Consider the following 19,551-nt stretch of genomic DNA (forward strand, 5'->3'; position numbering starts at 1 on the left):
ATCGCCGATCAGACGTCGGCGACCTTGCGGCCCTTGTACTCGAGGAAGAGCTCGGTGCCCTGCGAGTCGGTGACGACCTTCGCCTGGTGGGGGCGGCTGTAGACGACCTTGCCGTTCTCGATGGTCTTGACCAGCGCGGGGGCTTCAGCCTTCCACTGCGCACGACGCGAGCGGGTGTTGGAGCGGGAGACCTTCCGCTTCGGGGGGTTACCTGCCATGACTAGCTCTTCTCTGTCTTGGGGGCGGCGCGGAGCGCATCGCCGTCGTCTGGGGTGTACTGCTGGAGCGCTGCCCACCGGGGATCGGCAGGCGTCTGCTCCGTGTTGCCGGGGCTTTCCGTCAGCCTCTCGCCCGTGTTCGGGTCGAGCCCGGGGCAGTCCGGCTGACACACCGGCTGGAACGGAAGCGACAGGACAATGGCATCCCGGACCAGATTTTCAAGATCCACGTGGTCGTCTTGAACGTCGTAGTCGCTCGCTTCATCCCCAGGATACGCGAAAAGTTCCTGGAACTCGACTTCGACAGGCTCGGTGATGTCGATCAGGCAGCGTCCGCACACGCCCGTGGCGGTGGTGTCGACGGTGCCCGAGACGAGGATGCCCTCGTGCACCGACTCGAGACGCACGTCGAGTTCGAGCGTTTCGCCCTCCGGGATGGAGAGCAGCCCCTCGCCCCACTTCTCGGGGGTGGCGAGGTCGAGGCTGTGCTCGCGCATCTCGCCCGGGTGGCGCTCGATGTCGCGCACGGGGAGCTGGAAAGGTCCGGGTCGGTGGGTTCTCACGGTCGTCAATGCTACCGGCGGGCGCCTGAACGGGGGCCGGGCGGCACGCGGGGGCGAACGCCGGGCGGTTTGCTCGGCCCGTAGCGGCGCCTCAGATGCCGCGGGCGCCGGTGTCGAGGAAGCGGGCGACGGCCGGCGGCACGTAGGGCGACACGTCTCCGCCGAGTCCCGCGACCTGGCGCACGAGCGAGCTCGAGACGAGGGCGTGGGCGGGGTCGGGCAGCAGGAACACCGTCTCGACGTGCGCGAGGTCGCGGTTGACGATCGCCATGGGCGTCTCGTAGGCGACGTCGACCTGCGAGCGGATGCCCTTCACGAGCACCTTCGCGCCCACTTCGGTGGCGTAGTCGACGAGCAGCCCCATGCTCCACGCGGCGATGATCACGTCGCCCTCGACGCCTGCCTCCGAGATCGACTGCTCGAGCAGCTGCTGACGCTGGGCGATGGGCAGCATCGCCTCTTTGCCGGGGTTGTGCACGACGAGCACGTGCAGCTGGTCGAACAGACCGGCGGCGCGACGGATGACGTCGAGGTGACCGAGCGTGGGCGGGTCGAACGAGCCGGGCACGACGGCGATCCGGGGATCCATGCGGCCAGCCTACCGACCGCTCCGGCCGAGGCGGCGGGTGCTCAGGACTTCGCCAGCGCGGCGCGCTCCTCCACCCCGACTCGGCGTTCGAGGGCGGCGGCGAGGGCCGGATGCCGCTGCAGAGCCGGGTCGTCGGCGAGAAGCCTCTCGCCCTCGGCGCGTGCCTCGACGATGAGCTCGGAGTCGGTGATGACGCGCAGCAGCTTGAGCGAGGAGCGTGCCCCCGACTGGGCACCACCGAGCACATCACCCTCTCCGCGCAGTTCGAGGTCGACCTCGGCCAGCGCGAAGCCATCGAGGGTCGCGGCGACCGCTTCGACCCGCGAGCGCGCCGAGGTTCCGGGCGCGGCCTCGGTCACGAGCAGGCAGAGCCCCGGCAGGCCTCCTCGCCCGACGCGGCCGCGCAACTGGTGCAGCTGCGACACGCCGAAGCGGTCGGCCTCGAGGATCACCATCGTGGAGGCGTTGGGCACGTCGACGCCGACTTCGATGACGGTCGTGGCGACGAGCACGTCGATGTCGCCGCGGGCGAAGGCCTGCATGACGGCGTCCTTCTCGTCGGCCGACATCTTGCCGTGCAGGATCTGGGTGTGGATGCCGCGGAACGCGGGCAGCTGCGACAGCAGGGCTTCGACCTGCACCACGCCCCAGCGCGTGCGCGCTCCCTCGGCGGCGGTCGGAGCGGGTGCATCGGGCGCATCGGCGGGTTCGTCGCTCTTTCCGTCGGCCACCTGATCGGCGTCGATGGCGGGGCAGACCACGAACGCCTGTCGGCCGAGCGCGACCTCCTCGGTCACGCGATCCCACACCCGGGCGAACCAGCCGGGCTTCTCGGCAAGAGGGGCGACGAACGACTGGATGCCCGCGCGACCGGCCGGCATGGTGCGGATGGTCGAGACGTCGAGGTCGCCGAACACCGTCATGGCCACCGTGCGCGGAATGGGCGTCGCGGTCAGCACCAGCGTGTGCGGGGAGTCGCCCTTGGAGCGCAGGGCCTCGCGCTGATCGACGCCGAAGCGGTGCTGCTCGTCGACCACCACGAAACCGAGATCGGCGAAGGTCGTCGTCGCGCTCAGCAGGGCGTGGGTCCCGACGACGATGCGCGCCTGACCCGACGCGACGCGCAGAGCCGCCTTGCGGCGCTCGGCCGCGGGCATCTGCCCCGTCAGCAGCGTCGGCATGAGCTCGGGCGCGAGCTCGGGACCCAGCATCCGCGCGATCGACCGCAGGTGCTGACCCGCCAACACCTCGGTAGGCGCGATGAGCGCGGACTGCCCGCCCGACTCGGCGACCTGCAGCATCGCGCGCAGCGCCACCAGCGTCTTGCCCGAACCGACCTCGCCCTGCACCAGACGGTTCATCGGCCAATCGGCCACGAGGTCGGCCTGCAGTTGCGCACCGACGGTCTGCTGGTCGGGCGTCAGCTCGAACGGCAGGATCGCGTCGAACCGATCGAGGAGTCCGCCCGCGGCGGCCGGTCTCTTGGTCGCCGACAGCGCGCGCACGAACTGCCGCTGCTGCAGCAGGGCGGTCTGCAGCACGAACGCCTCTTGCATGCGCAGCGTCTGCACCGCGGGAGGGATGTCGTCGTCGTGCTGCGGGCGGTGGATGCTCTCGAGCGCCGCCCGCGCCGGGAGCAGTCCACGCCGGGCGCGGAGACTCTCGGGCAGCGGGTCGTCGATGTCGTCGAGCCCGTCGAGCACGAGCGAGATGGTCTTCTGCACGAGGGTGCTGGGCACCGAGCTCGTCGCCGGATAGATCGGGATCGGCCGCTTCGCCGTGACCTCGGCCTCGGCGCGGGCTTCGGCGAGGTCGTCGAACAGCTCGTAGTCGGGGTTGGTCAGCTGCGTCTGGCGGCGGTACTCGCCGACCTTGCCCGAGAAGATGCCCCGTCGCCCGGGAGTGAGGTCTTTCAGCCGCCACGGCTGGTTGAAGTACGTCAGCGACATGCGCCCGTCGCCGTCGCTGATGACGACCTCGAGCAGGGATCCGCGCCGGTTCTGCATGCGGCGCTCGCTCGCGCTGACCACCTCGGCCACGATCGTGACGGGTTCGCCCAGCGGCAGAGAGGCGATGGGCGTGAGCTCGCCGCGTCGCGCGTACCGCCGCGGATAGTGCTCGAGCAGCTCGCCCACGGTCTTCACGCCGAACGCCTTGTCGAACGCCGTCGCCGTCTTGCCGCCGATGGCGCCGTCGAGGCGCGACGCGAGCGAGAATCCGGGCATGCCTCCGAGTCTAGGCAGGGCCTCCGACACCGACGGCCCGCCCGGCGGCGACCACGCCCGGACCCTAGGCTGGGACGGTGACGCGCATCATCTCCGGCCGCGCCGGCGGCACCGTTCTCGACGTCCCCCCGAAGGGCACGCGGCCCACCAGCGACCGCGTCCGCGAGTCGCTGTTCGGCGCGCTCGAATCGGCCGGGCTCCTCGACGACGCGCGCGTGGCCGACCTGTACGCCGGATCCGGGGCCCTGGGGCTCGAGAGCCTGAGCCGCGGCGCGGCGTCCGCCGACCTCGTCGAGCTGTCGGCCCCCGCCGCGACGCTCATCCGCAAGAACGCCGACCGTCTGCGCACCGCGGGCGTGAACGCCCCCGCGCGCGTGCACCGGGCGAACGTCACGACCTGGCTCTCGGCATCCGTCGCCGAATTCGACCTCGTGTTCCTCGACCCGCCCTACGACGTCGGCGACGACGAGCTCACGCGCGCCCTGGTCGCCCTCGCTCCGCGGTTGAGTCCGGATGCCACGGTGATCGTCGAACGTGCGAAGCGTTCCCCCACGCCCGACTGGGCCGCCGCCGGCCTCGAAGCCGACCGCGACCGCGCCTACGGCGACACGACGATGTGGTGGGGGCGCCCCGCCTGACTCAGCCGCGCCCGGCGTCCCAATCGCGGTAGGGGTCCCAGCCGCCGCGACCGGTCCAGGCGCGCCCGTCGACCGTGACCGCCTCCGCGCCGCGCGGTTCGACCGTGCCGACGCGGCGACCGAGAGGGACGGCGTCTGCGGGGAAGGTCACGAGGAAGCCGTGGTCCTCTCCCCCGTCGAGCGCGAGGCCCGGGTCGTCTCCCAGCGTCGCGCTGTCGAACGCGATGGTGACGTCGGAGGTATCGGCCAGGCGCGTCGCGTCGAGCACGAGGCCGTCGGAGACGTCCATCATGGCGGTGGCTCCGGATGCCGCGGCCTCCAGCGCCTCGGCGATGGGTGGGCGCGGCCGGAGCTGGCGCGACAGAGCGCGGGCCTCGGCCGAGTCGAGCAGCGCCGGATCGACCGGGACCGGGGCCCCCTCGGCATCCGTGAACCGTCGGAACAGCACCTCGAGCCCGCGCGCGGCCTCACCCAGCTCGCCGATCACGTAGACGCCGTCGCCGGCGCGCGCGCCCGAGCGGCGCACCGGTTCGCGGCCGTCGAGGCTGCCGAGCGCCGTCACGGCGATCGTGAGGGTGTCCGACACGGTGAGGTCGCCGCCCTCGACCGCGCAGCCGGGAGCAAGCTCCGCGCAGGCGGCGGCGAGGCCGTCGGCGAAACCGCGCACGAACGACACGGGGGTGGCATCCGGCATCGCGAGGGCCACGAGCAGGGCGATCGGTCGCGCCCCCATCGCCGCGACGTCGGACAGGTTCACCGCCGCCGCCTTGAACCCGAGGTCGAAGGGCTGCGACCACGCCAGGCGGAAATCCGGCCCGTGCACGAGCGTGTCGGTGGTTGCGACCACCCGCCCGTCGGGCACCGCCAGCACCGCGGCATCGTCGCCCGGCCCCACCGGCGCGGTCGAGGGAGGAAGGCGGTCGAGGATGCCGCGCAGGATCTGCCCCTCGGACAGCTCCCCCACAGTCATTGCACGGGTGGTCTCGGCGTCGGTCACCTCCCCACGCTATTAGCCTGGAGGGGTGCCCCGCTCCTCCCGCTCCCTCGCGCTCGTCGCCGCCCTCGTCCTTCTCCCGGGACTCGCGGCGTGCAGCACGACGGTCGCGATGGAACCGGCGAAGCAGGCGAACGACCCCGCCTGCGCCGACGTCATCTCGCGCCTGCCCGACCAGATCTCGGGCCAGCAGCGCCGGTGGACCGACGCGCAGTCGACCGGCGCGTGGGGCGACCCCGCCGCGATCCTCATGACGTGCGGCCTCGAGACCCCCGGTCCGTCGACGCTTCCGTGCCGTCCGTTCGACGGCGTCGACTGGCTCGTCGACGAGTCGCAGGCCGACCAGAACCGCTACACGCTGACGACCTTCGGGCGCAGTCCCGCGATCCAGGTCTACCTCGACTACGAAGAGGCGAGCAGCGCCGACGTGGCCCAGGCCCTCGGCCCACTGATCAGCCAGTACCTGCCGTCGACGGGTGCCGTGTGCACCTCGACCTCCGACACGACCCCGACGCCGACGCCGACCCCCTGATCCCGCGCGTCAGGCCTTCGCGAGAGCCGCGTCGAGCAGGTCGCTGATGAGGTCGGGGTACGACAGGCCCGAGGCGATCCAGCAGGTCGGGAACATCGAGATCGGCGTGAACCCGGGCATGGTGTTGACCTCGTTCACGTAGAACTCGGTGCCGGTGTAGAAGAAGTCGACGCGCGCGAGACCCTGGCCACCGATCGCCTCGAACGCCTGGGCGGCGATCCGCTGCATCTCGGCGAGCTCACCGTCGCGCAGGTCGGCGGGGCACACGAGCTCGACGCCCGCCGCCCCGAGGTATTTCGCCTCGAAGTCGTAGAACTCCCGACCGGTCACGACGATCTCGCCGGCGACGCTGACGCGCACCGGTCCGCCGTCACGTCCGGGGAGCACGCCGCACTCCACCTCGCGGCCGACGATCGCCTTCTCGATCAGCACCAGGCCGTCTTCGGCGAAGGCGGTGTCGAGTGCGGCGTCGAGGTCGTCCCACTGCGACACCTTCGTCACGCCGACGCTCGAGCCGGCCTCGTTCGGCTTCACGAACACCGGCAGGTCGAGCGCGCGGATGCGGCGCTCCCACAGAGCGCGGTCTCGGGCGAGGTCGGCGCGGGTCACCGCGACCCACGGCACGACGGGCACGTTCGCCGCGCGCAGCACCTGCTTGGTCACGTGCTTGTTCATGCCGATCGCCGACATGAGCACTCCCCCGCCGGCGTACGGGATGCCGAGCAGCTCGAGCAGCCCCTGCACGGTGCCGTCCTCACCGAAGCGGCCGTGCAGGATCGGCAGCACGACGTCGACGTCTCCGAGTGAGCGGGTGCCCTCGGCATCCGTCACCGTCCACTCGCGCGAGAGCGTCGAATCGGGCAGGCGCACGCGCGTGCCGTTGTCGCGCACCTCGGGCAGCGCGTCGGGGATCAGCGCGAACTTGTCGGGATCGTCGTCTTCGAGCACGAAGGCGCCGTCGCGCGTGATGCCGACCGGGATGACCCGGAAGCGGTCACGGTCGATCGCCCGCAGCACCCCGCCCGCCGTGGCGGAACTGATCGAATGCTCGCTGGAGCGCCCGCCGAAGAGCACCACCACCACCGGTTTGGTCATTCTGCGTCCTCTCGCCCTGCGGCTGGTCGTCGTCTGTCGTCAGGTGCGGTGCGATGTCGCGCGGGTCCATGGTCCCGTCGAGCACCATCTTGACCTGCTGCACGATGGGCATGTCGACGCCGACCTGCTTCGCGAGCTGCAGGACGGGGGCGACGGATGCCAGGCCCTCCGCGGTCTGCTGCATCTGGGCCACGACCTCTTTGTAGCCGTACCCCTGGCCGAGCAGGCGCCCGGCGGTGTTGTTGCGGCTGAGCGGCGACTGGCACGTCGCGATGAGGTCGCCGAGGCCCGCGAGGCCCTGCAGCGTCTCGGGCTGGGCGCCTTGCGCGACGGCGAAGTCGGTCATCTCGACCAGACCGCGCGTGATGATCGAGGCCTTCGTGTTCTCGCCGTAGCCGACGCCGTCGACGATGCCGATCGCGACGGCGATGAGGTTCTTCAGCACGCCGCCGAACTCCGTGCCGATCACGTCGGTGTTCACGAACGAGCGGAAGTACCTGTTGCGCGCGCGACGGGCCACGGCCTCGGCGGTCTCGGGGCTCAACGAGCTGATGACCGCCGCAGTCGGCTGCTCGCGGGCGATCTCGAGGGCGAGGTTGGGGCCGGATGCCACGGCGATGCGCGCCGGGTCGCACTCGAGCACCTGTTCGATGACCTGGCTCATGCGCAGGCCGGTCGACTTCTCGACGCCCTTCATGAGCGAGACGAGCGGTACGTCGGTGTGTTCGACGAGCGGACGGATGGCCGCGAGGTTCTCGCGCAGCGACTGGCTCGGCACCGACAGGAAGATCTGCTCGGCGCCGTTCAGCGCCTCGGCCAGATCGGTCGTCGCGGTCATGGTCCGCGGCAGGTTGATGCCCGAGAGGTAACGACTGTTGCGCTTGGACTCGGTGATCTCGGCGGCCAGTTCGGGGCGGCGCGCCCACATGACGACCGAGGCCCCGCCGTCGGCGAGGATCTTGCCGAACGTCGTGCCCCAGCTGCCCGCGCCGACGACGGCGACCTTGGGCCCGGTGGTGGGCACGACCGCCTTACGCGTCAAGGCGGCCCGTCTCGTTCTGCCCGTGCTGCGACGGGTTCCAGCGCTCGGTCGGAGCGGGAAGGCCCCGGATGCCGGCGAGCATCTCGGTGATGCGGTTCATCATCGCGTCGGTGGCCTTGGCGAGCGTGGCGGGCTGAGTCGCGGTCGCGGTGTACTCGCTGAGGTCCATCGCGGGTCCGATCTCGACGATCACGTGCGAGCGACGCGGGAACTTCAGCTTGCCGTAGCGCGGGAGGATCTGCTGCACGCCCCACTGCGCCATCGGAATCAGCGGCAGGTCGGCGGCGAGGGCGAGGCGCACCGCGCCGGTCTTGCCGCGCATGGGCCACAGCTCGGGATCGCGCGTGAGGGTTCCCTCGGCGTAGACGATGACGCCGCGGCCGTCGCTCGCGATCTGCTGCGCGGCCTTCATCGACTGGTTCGCGCTCGTCGAGGTGCGCGGCACGGGCACCATTCCGGTCGCCTTCAGGGCGGCCCCGAGAACGGGGACCTTGAACAGGCTCTCTTTCGCCATGAACCGCGGTGCGCGCCCGAGACGCCACACCGCGACGGCGACGATCACCGGATCGAACTCCGAGTTGTGGTTCGGAGCGATGACGTACGCGCCCTCCCGCGGGAGGTTCTCGGCCCCGCGGATCTCGATGCGGGCGAACAGGCCCGTGATGGGCACGATGATCGCCGCGAGCGGCCAGAAGGCGCTCGGCTTCGTCTTCTCGGGCGAGGCGGCCACTGGTCAGCCCACGACGTCGAAGTCGGCGTCGAGAGCGGTCAGCTTCTCGAGGAACTTCTCGTAGCCACGGCGGATGATGCCGATGTTGCGCACCGTCGACTCGCCCTCGGCGGCCAGGGCCGCGATGACGTAGCTGTAGCCGCCGCGCAGGTCGGGCACCTCGACGTCGGCGCCGTGCAGGGGCGTCGGGCCGTTGATGACGGCGGCCTGCTCGAGCGAACGACGCGGAACGCGGCGGTCGGGGCTCGAGATGCCCTTCGGGTGCACGGTGATGTCGGCGCCCATCTTGTTGAGGGCCTCGGTGAAGCCGAGACGGTTCTCGTACACCGTCTCGTGCACCGTCGAGGTGCCGGACGCCTGCGTGAGGGCCACGATGAGCGGCTGCTGCCAGTCGGTCATGAAGCCGGGGTGCACGTCGGTCTCGACCATGACGGGCTTGAGGGCGTCGCCGCGGCGGAAGAGGATGCCGTCTTCGCGCACGTCGAACCATCCGCCGGCCTTGCGGAAGACGTTGAGGAAGGTCAGCATGTCCTGCTGGCGCGCACCCTTGGCGAAGATCTCGCCGTCGGTCGCGAGCGCGGCGCAGGCCCACGACGCGGCCTCGTTGCGGTCGAAGATCGCGCGGTGGTCGAAGCCGACGAGCTTGTCGACGCCTTCGATGAAGATGACGCGGTTGGGCTCGTACGAGATGATCGCGCCCATCTTCTGCAGCACGGCGATGAGATCCATGATCTCGGGCTCGATCGCGGCGTTGCGCAGCTCCGTCACGCCCTTCGCACGGACGGCCGTGAGCAGCACCTGCTCGGTCGCGCCCACGCTGGGGTACGGCAGCTCGATCGAGGCGCCGTGCAGGCCGTTGGGCGCCGTGATGCGGATGCCCTCGTAGCTCTTGTCGACGACGGCACCGAAGGCGCGCAGGGCGTCCATGTGGAAGTTGATGGGGCGATCGCCGATGCGGCATCCGCCGAGGTCGGGGATGAGCGCCTCACCCAGGAGGTGCAGCAGCGGGCCGCAGAAGAGGATCGGGATGCGCGACGCGCCCGCGTGGGCGTCGATCTCTTCGAAGTGCGCGGCGACGGCGCCCGAGGGGTCGAGGTGGAGCGTGCCCTCCTCGTCACCCTCGGTCACCGTGACGCCGTGCACCTCGAGGAGCGAGCGGACGACCTTGACGTCGCTGATCATCGGCACGTCGCGCAGCGTGCTCGTGGTCTCGCCCAGGAGCGCGGCCACCATGGCCTTCGTCACCAGGTTCTTCGCGCCCTTGACCTCGACGGTTCCGCGCAGGGGCCGGCCGCCGCGGATCGCGAGGGTCTCGGCCGCCTCCCAGTCCGGCTGTTCGGGGTTCTGGTCTCCGGAATCGGTGACGAGTGTGCTCATGGGGGGTGGACCTCACTTCGTGGACGAGGGGCGGCAGATCGACCCGATCGGGTCGATCGGGCTCAGCGGACCGGAAGGGTCTGCGGCCGCCATGCCTCGCGGCGCGCCTCGAACTGCGTGATCTTGTCTTCGTCACGCAGCGTGAGCCCGATGTCGTCGAGCCCTTCGAGAAGCCGCCACCTAGTGTAATCGTCGATCTCGAAAGAGACCGTGAGGCCGCCGACCGTGGCGGTCTTCGCCTGCAGGTCGACGGTCATCTCGGTGCCGGGGTGCGCCTCGAGGACGGCCCAGATCTGCTCGACCTCGTCTTCGGTGATCACCCCCGTGACCAGGCCTTGCTTGCCCGAGTTGCCGCGGAAGATGTCGGCGAACTTCGGACTCAGCACGACGCGGAACCCGTAGTCGCGCAGCGCCCACACGGCGTGCTCGCGGCTGGATCCCGTTCCGAAGTCGGGGCCGGCGACGAGAACGGATGCCGAGCGGTAGGCGTCCTGATTGAGAACGAACCCGGGGTCTTGGCGCCAGTTCGAGAACAGGGCGTCTTCGAAGCCCGTCTTGGTGACGCGCTTGAGGAACACGGCGGGGATGATCTGGTCGGTGTCGACGGCCGACCGCTTCAGCGGGGCCGCGATTCCGGTGTGCGTGGTGAACTTCTCCATGTCAGGCCTCCGCCCCGGTCGAAACGGTCTCGGTGGGAACGGGGTCCAGATCGGCCGGGCTCGACAGCGTTCCGCGCACGGCCGTGGCCGCGGCGACGAGCGGCGACACGAGGTGCGTGCGGCCGCCCTTGCCCTGGCGTCCTTCGAAGTTGCGGTTCGAGGTCGACGCGCAGCGCTCCCCCGGGGCCAGCTGGTCGGGATTCATGCCCAGGCACATCGAGCACCCGGCGAAGCGCCACTCGGCGCCGAAGTCGGTGAAGACCTTGTCGAGGCCCTCGGCCTCGGCTTCGAGGCGCACGCGCGCCGATCCCGGCACGACCATGACGCGGACGTTCTCCGCCTTGGTGCGCCCCTCGATGACCGAGGCGAAGGCGCGGAGGTCTTCGATGCGGCTGTTCGTGCAGGAGCCCATGAACACGGCATCCACCGGGATGTCCTTCATCGGGGTGCCGGCCTGCAGGTCCATGTACTCGAGCGCCCGCTCGGCCGCGGCGCGCTCGTTGGCGTCGACGATGTCGGCCGGGGTGGGGACGACGTCGCTCAGCGAGACGCCCTGACCGGGGTTCGTGCCCCAGGTGACGAAGGGTTCGAGCTCGGCGGCGTCGAGGAACACCTCGGCGTCGTAGGCGGCGCCCTCATCGCTCGGCAGTGTGCGCCAGTAGGCGACCGCGTCGTCCCAGTCTTGGCCCTGCGGAGCGTGCGGCTTGTCCTTGACGTAGGCGAAGGTCGTCTCGTCGGGGGCGATCATGCCCGCGCGGGCGCCGGCCTCGATCGACATGTTGCACATCGTCATGCGCCCCTCCATCGAGAGGGAGCGGATCGCGCTGCCGCGGAACTCGAGCACGTAGCCCTGCCCGCCGTTGGCGCCGATCTTGGCGATGATCGCGAGGATGATGTCTTTCGCGGTGACGCCGGGCTTCAGCTCGCCCTCGACGGTGATGGCCATCGTCTTGAAGGGCTTGAGCGGCAGCGTCTGCGTGGCGAGCACGTGCTCGACCTCGCTCGTGCCGATGCCGAACGCCATCGCGCCGAACGCGCCGTGGGTCGAAGTGTGCGAGTCGCCGCACACGACGGTGATGCCCGGCATGGTGAGGCCGAGCTGCGGACCGACCACGTGGACGATGCCCTGCTCCTTGTCGCCCAGCGAGTGGATGCGGACGCCGAACTCGTCGGCGTTGCGGCGCAGCGTGTCGATCTGGGTACGGCTGGTGAGGTCGGCGATCGGCTTGTCGATGTCGAGTGTCGGGGTGTTGTGGTCTTCGGTCGCGATCGTCAGATCGAGCCGCCTCACGGGGCGCCCCTCGCCGCGCAGGCCGTCGAAGGCCTGGGGGCTGGTGACCTCGTGCACGAGGTGCAGGTCGATGTAGATGAGGTCGGGCTGACCGTTCTCGCCCTTGACGACGAGGTGGTCGTCCCAGACCTTCTCGGCCAGGGTGCGAGGGTTCTCGGGAATCGTGCTCATGTCTTGCGTTTCTCCTCGGAAGGGGGTGTGAGGCCCGCGACGAACTCCGCGACGAGAGAGGCCTAGGACAAGGTCTCGTCGCGGCCGCTAAGGAGGAGGCGAGCGATCCGCACGTCGTCACGATACCACCGGCATCCGACACCCCTGCCGTCACGAAGAGGCACCGGATGCCTCGCCGGCGGTGTCACAGAGCGACGCACGTTTCGTCGCCCGGCGCCCGCGCGTGCGAATCTGGGCCGACCCGAAGGAAGGAGTGCGCCATGGCCGCAGGCGCCGACACCGGTTTCTCCACTCGCCAGGTCCACGCAGGATCGGCGACCGCGCAGGCGAGCCCCCGCGCGACCCCGATCTACCTCACCGCGGGCTTCACGTTCAGCGACCTCGACGAGTCGGCCGCGCACTTCGGCGAGGGCACGGGCTTCGGATACAGCCGCACCGGCAACCCCACCGTGCACGCCGTCGAGGAGCGCCTCGCCTCGCTCGAGGGCGGCGACCAGGCCGTGCTCGTGTCGAGCGGTCAGGCGGCGGTCACCGTCGCGCTCCTCGCCCTCGCGGGCGCGGGCGACCACGTCGTCGTGTCGGAGCACATCTACGAGGGCACCCGCGGTCTCCTGCTCGACAACCTCGCGCGTCTGGGGGTCGAGACGACCTTCGTCGACACCGATGACCTCGATGCCTGGCGCGCCGCGATCACGCCCCGCACGCGGGCCCTCTTCGCCGAGACGCTCTCGAACGCCCGCAACGACGTGCTCGACGTGGCCGCGGTGGCCGCGATCGGCGCCGAGCACGGCATCCCGCTCGTCGTCGACAGCACGTTCACCACTCCGTACCTGCTCCGCCCGATCGAGCACGGGGCCGCCGTCGTCGTGCACTCGGCGAGCAAGTTCCTCGCCGGTCAAGGCGCCGTGCTCGGCGGGGTCATCGTCGACGACGGTCGCTTCGACGCCGCGGCATCCGGTCACCGCTTCCCCCACCTCGTGCAGACCGACCGCCTGGGCGGGGCGAGCTACGCCGAGAAGTACGGCGCCCGCGCGCGCGGACAGTACCTCCGCGAGAGCGTGGCGCCGCGGTTCGGCCCCTCGCCCTCGCCGCTGAACGCCTTCCTCATCGGCCAGGGCATCGAGACGCTGAGCCTGCGCGTCGAACGTCAGTCGCAGAACGCCCTCGCCGTCGCCCGCTGGCTCGAACAGCGCCCCGAGGTGGAGCGCGTCGACTACATCGGTCTCGACTCGCACCCCCACCACGACCTCGGTGAGCGGTATCTCACGCGCGGCTTCGGCTCGGTCTTCACCGTCACCCTGCGCGGCGGTCTCGAGGCCGCGCGACACGTCGTGCAGTCGGTCGAGGTCATCACGCACATGACCCACCTCGGCGACGTGCGCTCGCTCGTGCTGCACCCGCAGAGCACCTCGCACGCCGCCCGCACCGTCGAGGAGCGCCAGCGGGCGGGGGTCTTCCCCGGCACGATCCGCCTGTCGATCGGCATCGAAGACATCGACGACCTGCTGGCCGACCTCGACCAGGCGCTCGTCGGCGTGCCCGTCCTCGAGCGCGAGACGGTCGTGCTGTGAGCCGGCTGCAGCACTTCGGCTGGTTCCTCGCGCGCGGATTCGGCCCGCACGGGTGGGGCCACCCCTCCCTGCGCTGGAACCACCGCTGGACCGAGCCCGGCCTCTACCAGGACTCCGCCCGCACGCTCGAGCAGGCCGGCTTCGACCTGCTGATCATCGAAGACGCGCCCTCGCTCGGCAGCGCCGACACGATCGACCTGCGCGTGCGACACGCCTTCGGCGGGCCCAAGCACGACCCGCTGCTGCTCGCGCCGTACCTGTTCGCGGCGACGCGGCACCTGGGCGTGGTGCCGACGGTCAACCCGGCCGCGTACCTGCCGTACACCGCCGCCCGGCAGTTCGCGACGCTCCAGCACCTGAGCGGCCACCGTCTCGGCCTGAACGTCGTGACCGACACCGGCAGCGCGCGACACTTCTCCGCCGCGCCGCAGCTCGGGCACGACGCGGCCTACGACCGTGCCGAAGAGTGGCTCGACGGCATCCGGAAGCTCTGGAACAGCTGGGGTGAGGGCGCTCTGGTCGCCGATGAGGAGACGGGTGTCTACGCCGACGGTACGAAGCTCGAGGCGGTGCAGCACCGAGGCGAGCACTTCGGCTTCGACGGGCCGCTCAACGCCGTCCCCTTCACCGACGGCGCGCCGGCGATCGTCTCCCCCGGCGGATCGGGCCGTGGCCTGTCGTTCGCGGGGCACAACTCCGACGTGCAGCTCGCGCTCGCGCCCCTCGACGAGCAGAGCATCCGCGCGTATCGCGGTCGCATCCACGCGGCCGCCGAAGCAGCGGGGCGCACGGCGTCCGACATCAAGATCCTCTTCGCGATCCAGCCCGTGCTCGTCTCGTCGCCGGAGGAAGCCGATCGTCTGGTCGCGGCATCCGCCGATCCGACTGACGAGGCGCTGGTCGCCATCGCGCGCAAGCAGTCCAGCGATCTCGAGACCGATCTCACCGGGCTCGACCTCGACAAGCCGCTCGACCGCTCGATCTTCGGCGAGCACGTGTCGGAGGGCAGCATCCGCCGCCTCGTCGGAAAACACGACGACGACGCTCCCCTGCGCACGATCTTCTCCGCGCACGCGCGCCTGGGCCGGTTGAACGACGGCTCCGGCTTCGTGGGGACGGCCGACGAGTTCGCCGACCGCATCGAGGAGCTCGGCGACTGGGGCAACGACGGCGTGCTGCTGTGGGGCGACCTGCACCCGGTCACCGTGCACCGTGTGCTCGACGACCTCGTGCCGATCCTGCGCCGGCGCGGCATCCTCCGCGAGGAGTACGTCGACGGCGGCCTGCAGGCCAACCTGCGCGCGTTCTAGCGGGGCGGATGCCGTGACCCCAGGTGGCTGAGCCTGTCGACCCAGGTGGCTGAGCCTGTCGAAGCCACCGAAACGCACAGACCCCCGCCCAGGTGGCTGAGCCCGTCGAAGCCACCGAAACGCACAGACCCCCACCCAGGTGGCTGAGCCCGTCGAAGCCACCGGACCCCGCGGGCCCTCACCCAGGTGGCTGAGCCTGTCGAAGCCACCGGACCCTGCTGGGCCCGGACCCTTCGACAAGCTCAGGGTCCTCGACGACCAGCCCTCAGGCGCTCAGTCGCGCTCGGGCTGCTCCACGGTCGCGGGGGTGCCCTTCTCGTCTGCGACCTCCGCCGCTGCCTCGTGACGGTCGTTCGCCGACGACTCCTTGCGCGACGATGCGAGGCTCGCGAGGGTCGCGACCGCCATCGACAGCACGATCACCGCGAGCGAGACCCACGTCGAGATCTCGGGCGCCCACTCGATGGGCTCCCCGCCGTTGAGGAACGACAGCTCGTTGACGTGCATCGCGTGCAGGATCAGCTTCACGCCGATGAACGCGAGGATGAACGCGATGCCGTAGTGCAGGTACTTCAGGCGGTCGAGCAGGTCGCCCAGCAGGAAGTACAGCTGGCGCAGACCCATCAGCGCGAAGAGGTTCGCGGTGAAGACGATGAACGGGCTCTGCGTGATGCCGAAGATCGCGGGGATCGAGTCGATCGCGAACAGCAGATCGGTCACGCCGATCGCGACGAACACGATGATCATGGGCGTGAAGACCTTCTTGCCCTTGATGCGCGTGATGACCTTCTTGCCGTCGTACTCGTCGCTCATCGGCAGCACGCGACGCAGCGTCCGCACGATGAGGTTCTCTTTCTGCGAGTCGTCGTCGTGGTCGTCGCCGGGGAACGCCTGGCGGATCGCGGTGTAGATGAGGAAGGCGCCGAAGAGGTAGAAGATCGGGCTGAAGTTCTCAATGATCGTCGCGCCGACCAGGATGAACGCGCCACGCAGGATGAGCGCGATGATGATGCCGACCATCAGCACCTCCTGCTGGTACCGGCGCGGCACCGAGAACTGGCCCATGATCAGCACGAAAACGAACAGGTTGTCGATCGACAGGCTGTACTCGGTGAGCCAGCCCGCGACGAACTGACCCGCGACCTCTCCCCCGGCGACGATCCACAGCACCCCGGCGAAGATCAGCGCGAGCGTGACGTAGAAGACGACCCACAGCGTCGACTCCTTCGGCGCCGGGATGTGCGGGCGCTTGAGGATGATGAGCAGGTCGGCGATGAGGATGACGACCAGCACCACCAGCGTGATCGTCTGGAAGAGCGGGTCGAGCTGCAGCTCCATCGCGGGGCCTTTCGTCGGGGGAAACGCTCGAGTTTATCCGGTGCTCCCCGTCGGCCACCGCCTTATGCAAGTAGTGCTCATAACGTGCGTACATCCGTGAGACGATCCGCTCGGACCGGACACTTCTGTAGTGAGAGAGTGCTCGCAGAGCCTCGGCCCGATCGGGAAGTGGATGCCGATGACCGACGACGTGATCGACGACGGGGCGCTCGTCGCGCGCGCCGCGGCCGGCTCCGAGGCGGCCTTCCGCACGCTGTACCGCGCGTACGTGCGGCCGGTGTACTGGGTCGCGTTCGGGCTGCTCGGCGTGACGGCCGATGCCGAGGACGTCGCGCAGGAGACCTTCGTCGTCGCGTGGCGGAAGATCCCGTCGCTGCGTCTCGAGGGTGCCTCGCTCCTGCCGTGGCTCGTAACGGTGTGCCGGCTGCAGGCGCAGAACAAGCTGCGGGCTCGACGCCGCCACGGTTCGCACGCGGCGCTCGACGACGAGATCCCCTCGGCCGTCGATGTCGAGGCGCAGGTCGTGCAGGCGCAGACGGTCGCCGCGATCCTCGCCGCCGTGGACCGTCTGAGCGAGCTGGATCGCGAGATCTTCCGCCTGTGCGCCGCCGAGGGTTACGACTACGAGGCGGCCGCCGCGTCGCTCGGCGTCTCGCACGGCACGGTGCGCAATCGCCTCTCCCGCATCCGTTCCCGGGTGCGCGCCACCGCGATGGAGACGGAGACCCCATGACCACCCCGACCCTTCCCCCTCTGTCCCACGACCGCGTGGAGGCCATCGAAGCCGCCGTGTTCGGTCGCATCGCCGATGAGCGCGACCGGCGGCGTCGGCGACGCCGCGGCGTCTGGACCGGTGTCGCCGCGGCCGCGGCCGTCGTCGTGGTCGCCGCGATCGTCGGGCCCTCGCTCGGCGTCACGCAGGGCACCGGCGCTTCGAGCACCGCGATCGAGGCCGGAAGCGCCCCGGAGTCCGGATCGCGCGATCAGTCCGCGGGCGGTTCGGTCGCCGACACCGCGCCGGTCGCCCCGGGTCCGGATGCCGGCACCTCGGGTTCTGCCGGTGCGAGCTCGACGGAACAGGGGTCCGCGGCATCCGGAACCGCCACCGCGGGGCGCGACATCGTGACCACCGGATCGAGCACCGTCGAGGTCGACGACGTCGCCGCGGCGATCGCCGCCATCAGTGCGACGGCGACCGGGGTCGGAGGCTACGTCGAGTCGTCGCAGGTCGGCGGTGGGCAGGTGCTCGTACCCGTCGACGGCGCCGCGTCGACGACGCCGACCACGGACTCGGGCTGGATCACCGTGCGCGTGCCCGCCGACACCCTGACGCAGGTGATGGACGGCCTCGGCTCCGTCGGCGACGTCACGGCGACGAGCGTGACACGCTCCGACGTGACCGAGCAGAGCGTCGACCTGCGCGCCCGCGTCGCCGCCGGCGAAGCCTCGGTCGCCCGCCTCACCGAACTGCTCGCTCAGGCCGCGTCGGTGTCCGACCTCGTCACCGCCGAGTCCGCGCTCGCCGATCGGCAGGCGCAGCTCGACAGCGACCGCCAGGTGCTGCAGAGCATCGAGTCGCAGGTCGCCCTGTCGTCGCTCAGCGTTCAGCTGAACGCGCGCACGGCCACGGTCACCGCGGATCCCGCGGGCTTCGGCGACGGCCTGGTCGCCGGGTGGAACGGCCTCGTCGCGACCCTCAACGGACTCGTGATCGGCCTCGGATTCCTCCTGCCCTGGATCGTCGTCGCCGGCGCGGCCTGGGCGATCGTGTGGGGCGTGCGGCGCGTGATCCGGCGTCGCCGCGCGGCGCGCGAGGGCTGAGCGGCGGGCGACGGCGGTGGGGCCCAACCCGCGCACGCAGCTCCTCGTCCGGACACCGTCGCCGACAACGACGAAGAGCCCCGACCATCCGGTCGAGGCTCTTCGTCGTGTTGGTGACCCCAGCGGGATTCGAACCCGCGTTACCGCCGTGAGAGGGCGGCGTACTAGGCCGCTATACGATGGGGCCGCGTCGCAACCGTTCAAGTATGCATCACGAATGACGCGCACGCAAAATCGGGGCCGAGCCACCGAATTCCCGGGCGTGTCCGGCCACCGTACCGCGCGAGCACGCGCGACGGAAGAGGCATTAGACGCTGTTCACCCGATGCGCCAGCGCTTGCCGTGCCCCCGCCGCCGGGAGTTGACTCGACTCATGCGTCTCACCAAGCACGAACACGCCGCCCTCGTCGTCTCTGAAGCCGGACACAGCCTGGTCATCGATCCGGGCAGCTTCACCTCGCCGCTCGACGACCTCGACGGGCTCGTCGGCATCGTCATCACGCACGAGCACGCCGACCACTGGACCCCCGAGCACCTCACACGTCTGCAGAAAGCCCACCCCGGCGTGCCGGTCTACGGTCCGGAGGGCGTGCGCGAGGCCGCCGCCGGCTTCGACGTGTCGGTAGTGAACCCCGGCGACACGCTGGACCTGGGTCCGTTCCACCTGGAGTTCTTCGGCGGGAAGCACGAGGTCATCCACTCGTCGATCCCGGTGGTCGACAACGTCGGCGTCCTCGTCAACGAGTCCCTCTACTACCCCGGTGACTCGTACGCCGTTCCCAAGCACAAGAAGGTCGCGCTGCTCGCAGCCCCCGTTGGAGCCCCGTGGCTGAAGATCGGCGACGCCATCGACTACGTGCTCGATGTCAAGCCCGAACGCGTGTTCGCCACGCACGACATGACCCTGTCGGTCGCGGGCAAGCAGATGGGCGATGCACGCCTCACCTGGGCCGTCGAGCAGCACGGCGGGTCGTTCGTCGACCTCAAGCCGGGCGACTCGACGGAGATCTGACGGGCCTCCGTCCCGACACACGAGAACACCGGATGCCGCGAGCCCTGGGGCCCGCGGCATCCGGTGTTCTGATGCGAGGTGCTTACTGCGCGTCGAGATCCGTCTCGAGCAGGGCGACGAGCTCGTCGAGCGCCTGCTCGGCACCCTCGCCCTCGGCCTTGAGCGTCACGACCGTGCCGTGACCGGCGCCGAGACCCATGAGCGAGAGGATGCTGCCGGCGTTGAGGTCGGCTCCGCCGTCGGCCGAGATGGTGACGGGCACCTTCTTCTCCTGCACGGCCTGCACGAAGAGCTTCGCGGGGCGGGCGTGGAGTCCGGAGCTGCTGGCGATGGTGGCCTGACGTTCTGCCATGGTGAATCCTTCCGATTCGACGG

Annotated in this window: 20 protein-coding genes and 1 tRNA gene; 7 read left to right on the forward strand and 14 right to left on the reverse strand. The window is 70.4% G+C overall.

Annotated elements, in window-relative coordinates; genetic code table 11:
- Positions 1 to 8: 8 nt before the first annotated feature.
- The 4 genes from rpmF to RWH43_RS08285 form a co-directional block, all read right to left on the reverse strand.
- Positions 9 to 218 (reverse strand): 50S ribosomal protein L32, encoded by a 210-nt coding sequence (gene rpmF / locus RWH43_RS08270; RefSeq protein WP_013586329.1) that lies wholly within the window; start codon positions 216 to 218, stop codon positions 9 to 11.
- A gap of 2 nt (positions 219 to 220) precedes the next feature.
- Positions 221 to 715: a YceD family protein gene (locus RWH43_RS08275; protein ID WP_144835045.1), complete on the reverse strand. Its 495-nt coding sequence runs from the start codon at positions 713 to 715 to the stop codon at positions 221 to 223.
- A gap of 157 nt (positions 716 to 872) precedes the next feature.
- A complete protein-coding gene (coaD, locus tag RWH43_RS08280; RefSeq protein WP_316001199.1) occupies positions 873 to 1,370 on the reverse strand; it encodes a pantetheine-phosphate adenylyltransferase in 498 nt (165 codons plus the stop codon).
- Positions 1,371 to 1,411: 41 nt separating this feature from the next.
- Positions 1,412 to 3,595 carry an ATP-dependent DNA helicase RecG gene (locus tag RWH43_RS08285; protein WP_154096498.1) on the reverse strand — a complete coding sequence of 728 codons (2,184 nt, stop codon included), beginning with the start codon at positions 3,593 to 3,595 and terminating at the stop codon, positions 1,412 to 1,414.
- Between the two features lie 77 nt (positions 3,596 to 3,672).
- Between RWH43_RS08285 and rsmD the strand changes: the two genes are divergently transcribed.
- Complete coding sequence (gene rsmD, locus RWH43_RS08290) at positions 3,673 to 4,233, forward strand: 16S rRNA (guanine(966)-N(2))-methyltransferase RsmD (RefSeq protein ID WP_144834890.1); 561 nt, start codon at positions 3,673 to 3,675, stop codon at positions 4,231 to 4,233.
- A 1-nt stretch (position 4,234) separates the two neighbouring features.
- On the opposite strand, the gene thiL is transcribed toward rsmD, so the two are convergent.
- Complete coding sequence (gene thiL, locus RWH43_RS08295; RefSeq protein ID WP_316001336.1) at positions 4,235 to 5,203, reverse strand: thiamine-phosphate kinase; 969 nt, start codon at positions 5,201 to 5,203, stop codon at positions 4,235 to 4,237.
- A 52-nt stretch (positions 5,204 to 5,255) separates the two neighbouring features.
- Between thiL and RWH43_RS08300 the strand changes: the two genes are divergently transcribed.
- The gene (locus RWH43_RS08300; RefSeq protein WP_316001200.1) at positions 5,256 to 5,759 is read left to right on the forward strand and encodes a DUF3515 family protein; all 504 of its coding nucleotides are present in this window, start codon (positions 5,256 to 5,258) and stop codon (positions 5,757 to 5,759) included.
- Between the two features lie 9 nt (positions 5,760 to 5,768).
- Here the strand turns inward: RWH43_RS08300 and RWH43_RS08305 are convergent, their stop codons facing one another.
- The 6 genes from RWH43_RS08305 to leuC form a co-directional block, all read right to left on the reverse strand.
- Positions 5,769 to 6,854, reverse strand: coding sequence for a D-alanine--D-alanine ligase family protein (locus RWH43_RS08305; protein WP_316001201.1), 1,086 nt, complete (start codon positions 6,852 to 6,854; stop codon positions 5,769 to 5,771).
- Complete coding sequence (locus RWH43_RS08310; protein ID WP_144834884.1) at positions 6,754 to 7,896, reverse strand: NAD(P)H-dependent glycerol-3-phosphate dehydrogenase; 1,143 nt, start codon at positions 7,894 to 7,896, stop codon at positions 6,754 to 6,756. Before RWH43_RS08310 ends, RWH43_RS08305 begins: the two co-directional genes overlap by 101 nt.
- Positions 7,886 to 8,626, reverse strand: a complete 741-nt coding sequence (locus RWH43_RS08315; RefSeq protein WP_230704758.1) for a lysophospholipid acyltransferase family protein — start codon at positions 8,624 to 8,626, stop codon at positions 7,886 to 7,888. Before RWH43_RS08315 ends, RWH43_RS08310 begins: the two co-directional genes overlap by 11 nt.
- A 3-nt stretch (positions 8,627 to 8,629) precedes the next feature.
- Positions 8,630 to 10,003 (reverse strand): UDP-N-acetylglucosamine 1-carboxyvinyltransferase, encoded by a 1,374-nt coding sequence (murA, locus tag RWH43_RS08320; RefSeq protein WP_316001202.1) that lies wholly within the window; start codon positions 10,001 to 10,003, stop codon positions 8,630 to 8,632.
- Between the two features lie 62 nt (positions 10,004 to 10,065).
- The gene (leuD, locus tag RWH43_RS08325; protein WP_316001203.1) at positions 10,066 to 10,662 is read right to left on the reverse strand and encodes a 3-isopropylmalate dehydratase small subunit; all 597 of its coding nucleotides are present in this window, start codon (positions 10,660 to 10,662) and stop codon (positions 10,066 to 10,068) included.
- Between the two features lies 1 nt (position 10,663).
- Positions 10,664 to 12,124: a 3-isopropylmalate dehydratase large subunit gene (gene leuC / locus RWH43_RS08330; protein WP_316001204.1), complete on the reverse strand. Its 1,461-nt coding sequence runs from the start codon at positions 12,122 to 12,124 to the stop codon at positions 10,664 to 10,666.
- A 260-nt stretch (positions 12,125 to 12,384) separates the two neighbouring features.
- Between leuC and RWH43_RS08335 the strand changes: the two genes are divergently transcribed.
- Both RWH43_RS08335 and RWH43_RS08340 read left to right on the forward strand, forming a co-directional pair.
- Entirely contained in the window at positions 12,385 to 13,695 is a 1,311-nt protein-coding gene (locus RWH43_RS08335; protein ID WP_144834874.1) for an O-acetylhomoserine aminocarboxypropyltransferase/cysteine synthase family protein, read from the forward strand.
- On the forward strand, positions 13,692 to 15,005 hold the full coding sequence (locus RWH43_RS08340) for an LLM class flavin-dependent oxidoreductase (protein WP_316001205.1): 1,314 nt from the start codon (positions 13,692 to 13,694) through the stop codon (positions 15,003 to 15,005). The genes RWH43_RS08335 and RWH43_RS08340 overlap by 4 nt, the downstream gene beginning before the upstream one ends.
- A gap of 273 nt (positions 15,006 to 15,278) precedes the next feature.
- Here RWH43_RS08340 and RWH43_RS08345 read toward each other — a convergent pair whose 3' ends face one another.
- Positions 15,279 to 16,343: a TerC family protein gene (locus tag RWH43_RS08345; RefSeq protein WP_144834871.1), complete on the reverse strand. Its 1,065-nt coding sequence runs from the start codon at positions 16,341 to 16,343 to the stop codon at positions 15,279 to 15,281.
- 178 nt (positions 16,344 to 16,521) lie between these two features.
- Here RWH43_RS08345 and RWH43_RS08350 point away from each other — a divergent pair, with 178 nt between their 5' ends.
- Both RWH43_RS08350 and RWH43_RS08355 read left to right on the forward strand, forming a co-directional pair.
- The gene (locus RWH43_RS08350) at positions 16,522 to 17,076 is read left to right on the forward strand and encodes an RNA polymerase sigma factor (RefSeq protein ID WP_316001206.1); all 555 of its coding nucleotides are present in this window, start codon (positions 16,522 to 16,524) and stop codon (positions 17,074 to 17,076) included.
- Positions 17,073 to 18,164: a DUF4349 domain-containing protein gene (locus RWH43_RS08355; RefSeq protein WP_154096490.1), complete on the forward strand. Its 1,092-nt coding sequence runs from the start codon at positions 17,073 to 17,075 to the stop codon at positions 18,162 to 18,164. The genes RWH43_RS08350 and RWH43_RS08355 overlap by 4 nt, the downstream gene beginning before the upstream one ends.
- A 111-nt stretch (positions 18,165 to 18,275) precedes the next feature.
- Here RWH43_RS08355 and RWH43_RS08360 read toward each other — a convergent pair.
- Positions 18,276 to 18,351: transfer RNA gene (locus RWH43_RS08360), tRNA-Glu, on the reverse strand.
- Positions 18,352 to 18,537: 186 nt separating this feature from the next.
- Here RWH43_RS08360 and RWH43_RS08365 point away from each other — a divergent pair.
- Positions 18,538 to 19,176 (forward strand): MBL fold metallo-hydrolase, encoded by a 639-nt coding sequence (locus RWH43_RS08365; RefSeq protein WP_144834865.1) that lies wholly within the window; start codon positions 18,538 to 18,540, stop codon positions 19,174 to 19,176.
- A gap of 82 nt (positions 19,177 to 19,258) precedes the next feature.
- Here the strand turns inward: RWH43_RS08365 and RWH43_RS08370 are convergent, their stop codons facing one another.
- Positions 19,259 to 19,528 (reverse strand): HPr family phosphocarrier protein, encoded by a 270-nt coding sequence (locus RWH43_RS08370; protein ID WP_144834863.1) that lies wholly within the window; start codon positions 19,526 to 19,528, stop codon positions 19,259 to 19,261.
- Positions 19,529 to 19,551 lie beyond the last annotated feature (23 nt).

This window comes from Microbacterium algihabitans, assembly GCF_032464975.1.
Taxonomy (GTDB): Bacteria; Actinomycetota; Actinomycetes; order Actinomycetales; family Microbacteriaceae; genus Microbacterium; species Microbacterium algihabitans.

Excerpts from the sequence above, each read along its gene's own strand:
- RWH43_RS08365 (WP_144834865.1), top strand. The coding sequence starts at position 18,538 with ATGCGTCTCACCAAGCACGAACACGCCGCCCTCGTCGTCTCTGAAGCC.
- RWH43_RS08370 (WP_144834863.1), bottom strand. The coding sequence starts at position 19,528 with ATGGCAGAACGTCAGGCCACCATCGCCAGCAGCTCCGGACTCCACGCC.
- RWH43_RS08355 (WP_154096490.1), top strand. The coding sequence starts at position 17,073 with ATGACCACCCCGACCCTTCCCCCTCTGTCCCACGACCGCGTGGAGGCC.
- leuC (WP_316001204.1), bottom strand. The coding sequence starts at position 12,124 with ATGAGCACGATTCCCGAGAACCCTCGCACCCTGGCCGAGAAGGTCTGG.
- coaD (WP_316001199.1), bottom strand. The coding sequence starts at position 1,370 with ATGGATCCCCGGATCGCCGTCGTGCCCGGCTCGTTCGACCCGCCCACG.
- RWH43_RS08350 (WP_316001206.1), top strand. The coding sequence starts at position 16,522 with ATGACCGACGACGTGATCGACGACGGGGCGCTCGTCGCGCGCGCCGCG.
- thiL (WP_316001336.1), bottom strand. The coding sequence starts at position 5,203 with ATGACTGTGGGGGAGCTGTCCGAGGGGCAGATCCTGCGCGGCATCCTC.
- RWH43_RS08285 (WP_154096498.1), bottom strand. The coding sequence starts at position 3,595 with ATGCCCGGATTCTCGCTCGCGTCGCGCCTCGACGGCGCCATCGGCGGC.
- RWH43_RS08275 (WP_144835045.1), bottom strand. The coding sequence starts at position 715 with ATGCGCGAGCACAGCCTCGACCTCGCCACCCCCGAGAAGTGGGGCGAG.
- RWH43_RS08305 (WP_316001201.1), bottom strand. The coding sequence starts at position 6,854 with ATGACCAAACCGGTGGTGGTGGTGCTCTTCGGCGGGCGCTCCAGCGAG.
- leuD (WP_316001203.1), bottom strand. The coding sequence starts at position 10,662 with ATGGAGAAGTTCACCACGCACACCGGAATCGCGGCCCCGCTGAAGCGG.
- RWH43_RS08345 (WP_144834871.1), bottom strand. The coding sequence starts at position 16,343 with ATGGAGCTGCAGCTCGACCCGCTCTTCCAGACGATCACGCTGGTGGTG.
- rpmF (WP_013586329.1), bottom strand. The coding sequence starts at position 218 with ATGGCAGGTAACCCCCCGAAGCGGAAGGTCTCCCGCTCCAACACCCGC.
- RWH43_RS08335 (WP_144834874.1), top strand. The coding sequence starts at position 12,385 with ATGGCCGCAGGCGCCGACACCGGTTTCTCCACTCGCCAGGTCCACGCA.
- murA (WP_316001202.1), bottom strand. The coding sequence starts at position 10,003 with ATGAGCACACTCGTCACCGATTCCGGAGACCAGAACCCCGAACAGCCG.